At 36.4% G+C, this 7,378-nt stretch carries 7 protein-coding genes and 1 other annotated feature; of the genes, 1 reads left to right on the plus strand and 6 read right to left on the minus strand.

Annotated features, from left to right (window positions below; genetic code table 11):
• Nucleotide 1 precedes the first annotated feature (1 nt).
• The 6 genes from bioC to FS802_RS16465 all read right to left on the minus strand — a co-directional run bounded on the left by bioC (nt 2) and on the right by FS802_RS16465 (nt 5,262).
• The gene (bioC, locus tag FS802_RS16440; RefSeq protein ID WP_098653308.1) at nt 2–811 is read right to left on the minus strand and encodes a malonyl-ACP O-methyltransferase BioC; all 810 of its coding nucleotides are present in this window, start codon (nt 809–811) and stop codon (nt 2–4) included.
• Nucleotides 777–1,517, minus strand: a complete 741-nt coding sequence (locus tag FS802_RS16445; protein ID WP_098653307.1) for an alpha/beta fold hydrolase — start codon at nt 1,515–1,517, stop codon at nt 777–779. The genes bioC and FS802_RS16445 overlap by 35 nt, the downstream gene beginning before the upstream one ends.
• Nucleotides 1,514–2,701, minus strand: a complete 1,188-nt coding sequence (gene bioF / locus FS802_RS16450; RefSeq protein WP_098653306.1) for an 8-amino-7-oxononanoate synthase — start codon at nt 2,699–2,701, stop codon at nt 1,514–1,516. The genes FS802_RS16445 and bioF overlap by 4 nt, the downstream gene beginning before the upstream one ends.
• A complete protein-coding gene (bioD, locus tag FS802_RS16455; RefSeq protein WP_070169112.1) occupies nt 2,667–3,395 on the minus strand; it encodes a dethiobiotin synthase in 729 nt (242 codons plus the stop codon). Before bioD ends, bioF begins: the two co-directional genes overlap by 35 nt.
• Nucleotides 3,395–4,783: an adenosylmethionine--8-amino-7-oxononanoate transaminase gene (bioA, locus tag FS802_RS16460; protein ID WP_088107359.1), complete on the minus strand. Its 1,389-nt coding sequence runs from the start codon at nt 4,781–4,783 to the stop codon at nt 3,395–3,397. Before bioA ends, bioD begins: the two co-directional genes overlap by 1 nt.
• Before the next feature lie 122 nt (nt 4,784–4,905).
• Nucleotides 4,906–5,262 carry a hypothetical protein gene (locus FS802_RS16465; protein WP_000726893.1) on the minus strand — a complete coding sequence of 119 codons (357 nt, stop codon included), beginning with the start codon at nt 5,260–5,262 and terminating at the stop codon, nt 4,906–4,908.
• Nucleotides 5,263–5,404: 142 nt separating this feature from the next.
• Nucleotides 5,405–5,625 (plus strand) — a binding site (T-box leader).
• Between the two features lie 277 nt (nt 5,626–5,902).
• Between FS802_RS16465 and nhaC the strand changes: the two genes are divergently transcribed.
• On the plus strand, nt 5,903–7,276 hold the full coding sequence (gene nhaC / locus FS802_RS16470) for a Na+/H+ antiporter NhaC (protein ID WP_000253740.1): 1,374 nt from the start codon (nt 5,903–5,905) through the stop codon (nt 7,274–7,276).
• Nucleotides 7,277–7,378 lie beyond the last annotated feature (102 nt).

Consider the following 7,378-nt stretch of genomic DNA (forward strand, 5'->3'; position numbering starts at 1 on the left):
TTCATCTCTTCCCCTCTTTTGTTATATGCATAAATAAAGCATGATACGTCGCCACTATCCCTTCATTTTCCGTGAAGTCTCTTTCGTATATGCGAAGCATCGCACGAAAGAGTGAGGGACTTTGACAATATGATTCTTCATTACTATTAGTCGCTCCTACTTTTCGAATAGAGTGTAGAAACTCCCTAACTTCTGTAAATCTCTCTATGTAACATGTTTCAGAAACATGCACATCCCCTGTTTCTATTTCACACATATGGCGCAACTGATTTTTCGAATAAAAACGTTGCCCAATCGATGTTTCATTTTGTATATTTTTTTCTTCTTTCGCCCGCTGGAACGAAGCATGCAATTCTTGAAATGTTTCATGTCCAAACGTTGAAAAGAGTAATATCCCATCTATAGACAAATGATGAAATAAATTTCTTATCACTTGTTTTAAATCATTTAGCCATTGAAATGTAGCATTCGAAACAATGACATCATACGTTCCTTCTAATCGTAATCTTTCGATATCCTCACAGTAAAACGTTACATTTTTCACATTTTGTCTAGTTTTCGCAACCTCAATCATACTTTCAGCAAAATCAATGGCTGTAATATGCGCTTTCGGAAATAAGTTTGACAATTGCTCTGTAACATATCCTGTCCCGCATCCAAGTTCTAAAATACGTATCGTTGAATTTGCACTATATCGCCGATTCAATGTAGAAAGTAATGAATGTGCCATCTTTTTTTGTACATTTGCATATTGATCGTAGGATACAGCTGCCACGTTAAACCGTTTTTGTAGTAACGTTTTGTTGATCATGTCGTATCCCCTCTACAAATTGAATTATCTCACTTCCGCAATATTCGAAATTCGTTACACATAATGCGTGTCCAGCCTCACTTACTATCTTGAGCGTGGCAGTCTCATTCTCAGACATAATACGTGCTGCAGACAATGGACAAATTACATCCTGCTCTCCGTGAATAAGTAGTATAGGGACTTTAATTTCTTTCAGTTCTTCTCTCATATCTGCTTCTATTAAATACTCCAAACCTAATTGCAAAGACTGAATAGAATCACCTTTAAAGCGTCTTATCATATCTTCAAACCTTGTATTCTCTTTCAGCTCATCTTTTGTAAACATATTTTCATAAAACCGCTTGAGCGTATCTTCTTTCTTTCTCGCTACATTCTTTTTCAGCCGTTCTACATGCAAAGCATTCCATCCACTCGTATAATCGCTCGTATTTGTAAATTTGGCAGTACCACCAATTAGTACGATACCTTTTGCCTTAACCTTTTTATGAGCTTGAACTGCTGCTAACGCTCCTAGTGACCATCCAACTAAAATTACATTTTCATCTTTTGCTACATCTATTATTCGCCCCGCAAATTCACTTTGTTCTTTCACATTACGCCAATTGATACATTGAACAGAATATCCTTTAAAATACGGCAGAACTAAAGTCCAAACACCTTCTTCCATTCCCCACCCAGGAATAAAAATAATCTTTAGCTCTTTCATACGAAAAACCCCTCTTCTTTACCAATGCGTATAATATGCTGAATAGCCCATTTCAAATCAGCTATTGTATGTTGAGACGTAACCGCAAAACGGACCCGTGAACTATTAACTGGAACCGTTGGTGGACGAATTGCAATTGCTGCAATACCTACCTCTTGCAACCTTTTACTAAACCGTAAAGCTGTTTCATTTGAACCGACTACAATCGGTACAATATGAGTTGAGCTATCCCCAATATCAAAACCAGCTTCTTGCAAATGTGTCCTAAAATATGCTCCATTCTCTATAAGTCTCTCTCTTCTTTCATTATCTTCTCTCACAATTTCAATTGCTTTTTGTACCGCCCCTAACATTCCTGGTGGTAAAGCAGTAGTAAAAATAAAGCTTCTCATCATATTTTGTAAATACTCTATATACATTGCATCACCTGTCAAATACGCACCATAACACCCTAAAGCCTTGCTAAACGTCCCCATATGTATATCAATATTTTGAGCAATATTTTTTTCTATATGGGACAATCCTGCTCCATCAATTCCATACATCCCACTCGCATGTGCTTCATCAACTATAATCATTGCTCCATATTTCTCTTTCATTTGCACTAAATCTCTTAAATATGCAGTATCACCGTCCATACTAAAAACAGTATCTGTTACGATTAATTTCTTCTTTTTTGGCGGTGCTACTTGCAACAGCTTCTCTAAATGATCTAAATCATTATGACGATACCTTTTATGCTCTGCTCCGCTTAATATAATTCCATCAACGATGCTTGCGTGATTTAATTTGTCACTAAACACAATATCGTGACGACAGGCTAATGAAGAAATCACTCCAATATTTGCGGTATATCCGCTATTTACAACTAAGGCTTTTTCAGTGCCTTTCCAATCGCATATACTTCTCTCAACCTCTTCATACAGTGAATAATTTCCTACAACGAGCCTTGATGCCGTCGCCCCAGTTCCATATTTTCTTGTGCATGCAATAGCAGCTTCTTTTAACCTCTCATCTCCAGCTAACCCTAAATAATTATTTGACGCTAAATTTAGCATCCTTTTTTCATCTCGAATAAGCCATGTCTCTTCTGCTTGTTCTGTTACATGCAAATTGCGATACTGCCCTTGCTCATTTAATTGTTGCAATTTAGATTGAAGATGTGTGCGCCACGTTTGATTCATTTCGGATGAACTCCTCTAATTTTGAAATCATTATATACTCTTTTGCAGATTCCAAGACTTCTTCTTTTGTAAACGCACCTTCAAAGAATGGTAATAAACCTAAAACCGGTACCCCACTTAGCTCTTCAATCATTTCTTTATTTTCTTGTACTCTTTCCATTTCACATTCTTTGCAGCCGGATAAAATTACACCTGCTACTGTTAAGCCCTGTGCCTTTGCATAAGCAATCGTTAAAACTGTATGATTTACTGTTCCTAATGTAGGGCGTGCGACTATAATAAGGGGAAGCTGTAATTCCTTTGCGAAATCAATTACTAAAGCGTCTTCTGTATATGGAACAGCCAGTCCACCTGCTCCTTCTACAAATAGGCTATTAAACTCTTTCAAGAGTTCATTATAATGATCAGTAATGTCTTTTAAATGTACTACTCTTCCAGCTCTTTTCATGGCAAGTCTCGGAGCAAGAGGCTCTTCAATAGAATAAGGGCAAATTTCATCTTCTTTTGTCGGTACACCTGATAATGCTTTTAACCTTGCTGCATCTCCCTCTGGATTTGATGCAACATGTCCACTTTGCAACGGTTTATATACCCCGATGTTATATCCCAATTCTCTAAATACACCTACTAATGCACCGGCAACTACAGTTTTCCCCACTTCAGTATCCGTTGCTGTTACAAAAAAACCGTTCATTATTCTCCCTCCGTAACATCCGAGATTGCTTTATACAAAATATGTAACATATCATCAATCTCATCCATTGTAGAAGCAAGAGGAGGCATAAATACAATCGTATTACCGAGTGGTCGCAAAATCATGCCCAGCTCTCTTGAACGTTTACACACTTGAACACCGACTCTCTCTGTCCATTCAAACGCTTCTTTCGTTTCCTTATTCTTCACAAGTTCAATTCCAACCATTAACCCGCACTGACGAATATCCCCTACATGTTTATACGCAAAGAGCGATTCTAATTGCGTCGCTACATATTCTGTCTTACGTGCCACTTCTTCTATTAAATTTGTTTTCTCGTATAGCTCTAGATTCGCAATGGCTACCGCACACCCTAACGGATTCCCTGTATAACTATGACCGTGGAAAAACGTTTTTTGTTCTTCATAGTCTCCTAAAAAGGCATTATAAATTTCATCTGTCGTTACGGTGATTGCAACTGGTAAATATCCACCTGTTAAACCTTTTCCAGCTGTTAAAATGTCTGGCGTTACATTTTCATGTTCACATGCAAACATTTTCCCGGTACGCCCAAATCCAGTCGCTACCTCATCTGTAATAAATAAAACGTTATATTTTGTACATAAATTACGTAGCCCTTTTAAATATCCTTTTGGCATTGTAATCATACCGCCAGCACCTTGCATTAAAGGCTCTACAATAATCGCCGCAATTTCTTCATTCTTTTCTTTCAGCAGCTCTTCCATTTCTTCTAAATGTTTTTTCACAATTTCCTCCTTATTATTTCCATAAGGAGAACGATATGTATATGGATACGGCATTTTAATTGCCTCAAATAAAAGTGAACTATACACTTGGTGAAACAAGTCTATCGCTCCTACTGAAACAGCTCCAATTGTATCACCGTGATATGCTTCTTTTAATGTAACAAATCTTTGTTTCTTCGGTTTTCCTTTATGCTGCCAATATTGAAAGGCCATCTTAATTGCAATTTCAACGGCGCTAGAACCGGAGTCTGAATAAAATACTTTCTTCAAACCTTCTGGCACAACTTCAATTATTTTTTCTGCTAATAAAATAGATGGAACGTTAGCAAGTCCTAGCATAGTAGAATGGGCAATTTTATTTAATTGCTCACGAATTGCTTCATCTAATTCTGGTACTTGATGTCCGTGAACATTTAACCAAATAGATGAAACACCATCCCAATATTCATTTCCATTTACATCGTATAGCTTTCTTCCCTCTCCACGTTCAATAATGACAGGATCTTCTTCTAAATAATCTTTCATTTGTGTAAACGGATGCCATACATAAGCTTTATTTTTCTCCGATAATTCTTCATATGTATAAGACGATTTTTCAGTCGTATTACTATTAACAGTCACAATTGTCACCCCTAATGTTAACTATTTTATAAATAAAGTTAACATTAAATTTAAATGACTGTCAATTATTTTTAAATCAAATAGTTCTTAAAAAAGAACAACTTATCATACGATAAGTTGTTCTACTTTCCGTGTTGTAACTTTCCGATTTCTAAAATAATCTCTTCATCTTTTTTTCCTTCTGTATCAATTCCAAGTTGCTTAGCGTGCTCAATTAATAAATCATGACGCTGCTCAAATCTAGCCTTATCTACTTCTTTCGTAACTTCTTCTTTTGTTTTCCCATCAGTAGAAACTCCTAGTTTCTCAGCTGCTTTTTCCATCGACTTCTTCTCTTCCGTTTCTTTCACTTTCTTCACTTCTGACTGCTGTATTTGCTTTTGCTTCGCCTGCTCTGATTCAGCTGCAAAAGCTGTGTAAATTCCAGCGCTTCCGCCAATGACTAGTAAGGTGGTAAAAAGAATTATTTTTTTCTTCACTCTTTCCTCCCCTTTCAAATTCATTATAACGTACAAATTTAGAACATTAAAAACATTTAACCTTTATTTCCCTAAAAAAATATTGAACATTTTTATTGACATATAAGATGAAAATGTGATAAAAATTTAACTAACATCATATGAATCGGCATTGATAGGATTTAGTAGTATTTCGATTTCTGATTTCAGAGAGCTGGTGGTCGGTGCGAACCAGTACAGAGCGAATTATGAATTACCCCCTGGAGCTTCTTTTGCGAAACGTAAGGAGTAGTGAAAGACGGTTATAGACCGTTATATCTAAAGAGTGGTGAAACGAAACTGTTTCACAATTTAGGGTGGTACCGCGAATTTTTCGTCCCTGCATATATTGCAGGGGCGTTTTTATTTTATTGGCGCATATCATACGACCCTTTATTTTGTGATACATTCATTTCACAAGCTAGGGTGGTACCGCGATTTCTTCGTCCCTGCATAATTATATGCAGGGACATTTTTTTATCCAATCATTTCCGTATCATATTGAAGGACCAACAATTACCGGTAATTTGTCACAAAATTCTAAATTTTAGAAGGAAATACACAATATTGGCGAATTTTATATAAAAAAGAGCTATTTTAGATTACTTAGGAGGGAAAAACAATGGTTTCAAAAATTGAATCTGTTCTTTTAACATTATTTATCTTTTTCTGTATTGGCTTTAGTGTTATCCAATTAGAAGTTTCACCACACATCCCAATTTTATTTGGTATCGTTCTTTTATTAGCATTTGGATTTATGAAAAAAATCTCTTGGTCTACTATGGAAAAAGGGATGATCAGTAGTATTTCAGCTGGTATTCCATCTATTTTTATTTTCTTACTGGTAGGCGTATTAATTAGTGTTTGGATCGCTGCTGGAACAATTCCAACTTTAATGGTATACGGCTTCCAGATTGTATCTCCTAAAGTTTTCGTTCCAACTGTTTTTGTAGTTTGTGCAATTGTTGGAACAAGTATCGGTAGCGCCTTTACAACTGCCGCAACTGTAGGACTTGCCTTTATGGGTATGGGTAGTGCTCTCGGATACGATCCGGCTCTAATCGCTGGTGCAATTATTTCTGGCGCATTCTTTGGAGATAAAATGTCTCCTTTATCTGATACAACAAACTTAGCTCCTGCTGTAACGGGTGTAGATTTATTTGAGCATATTCGTAACATGCTTTGGACAACAGTTCCAGCTTTCATTATTGCTTTTATCGCATTTTTCATTTTAGGAAGCGGTACGAGTGGAGACGTTGACTTCACAAACTTTATTAGCACATTAGAGAAAAATGCAACGATTTCTATCGTTACACTTATTCCAATTTTATTACTGTTCCTATTCGCATTTAAAAAAGTTCCAGCTGTTCCAACATTGCTTGCAGGAATTGTGGTAGGAATTATTATTCTCTTTATTTTTAAACCTAGCACTTCTTTAGCTGATTTAATGAAAATTATGCAAGACGGCTACGTTTCTAAAACTGGTATTAAAGACATTGATAGCTTACTATCTCGCGGTGGTCTACAAAGCATGATGATGTCGATTGCCCTTATTTTCCTAGCTCTTTGTATGGGAGGATTATTACAAGGAATGGGTATTATCACGCAACTAATGAATATCATCTCTAGCTTTGTAAAAAATAGTACACGCTTAATTATTTCTACTGCTTCAACTGCAATTGGTGTAAACTTCTTACTTGGTGAGCAGTACTTATCCATCGTTTTAACAGGACAAGCATTTGCTAATAAATACGATGAAGTCGGTTTAGAGCGTCGTAATTTATCACGCGTATTAGAAGATGCAGGTACAGTTATTAACCCGCTCGTACCATGGGGTGTAAGTGGTGTATTCTTAACAAACGTCCTTAGCGTTCCAACATTCGATTACCTTCCATACGCAATTTTCTGTTTAGCTTGCCCAGTCTTAACGATTATCGTCGGCTTTACTGGATTTGGCCTTTCATGGAAGAAAGAAAAAGCAGTAACAGTTTCATAATATACTAAAAAGGATTACCTGAATCTGATATGATCCCCTTATAGTAGACAGGAAAAAGAAAGAACACTAACCTGTTTACTATGGAGGGGATTTTTTTATGGG

Origin of the sequence: Bacillus sp. DE0042 (genome assembly GCF_007680225.1) — a bacterium.
Lineage (GTDB): Bacteria > Bacillota > Bacilli > Bacillales > Bacillaceae_G > Bacillus_A > Bacillus_A wiedmannii.

Bases quoted from the DNA above. Each gene is read 5' to 3' on its own strand.
- bioF (WP_098653306.1), bottom strand. From the start codon at position 2,701: ATGAATCAAACGTGGCGCACACATCTTCAATCTAAATTGCAACAATTA.
- FS802_RS16445 (WP_098653307.1), bottom strand. From the start codon at position 1,517: ATGAAAGAGCTAAAGATTATTTTTATTCCTGGGTGGGGAATGGAAGAA.
- bioD (WP_070169112.1), bottom strand. From the start codon at position 3,395: ATGAACGGTTTTTTTGTAACAGCAACGGATACTGAAGTGGGGAAAACT.
- bioC (WP_098653308.1), bottom strand. From the start codon at position 811: ATGATCAACAAAACGTTACTACAAAAACGGTTTAACGTGGCAGCTGTA.
- nhaC (WP_000253740.1), top strand. From the start codon at position 5,903: ATGGTTTCAAAAATTGAATCTGTTCTTTTAACATTATTTATCTTTTTC.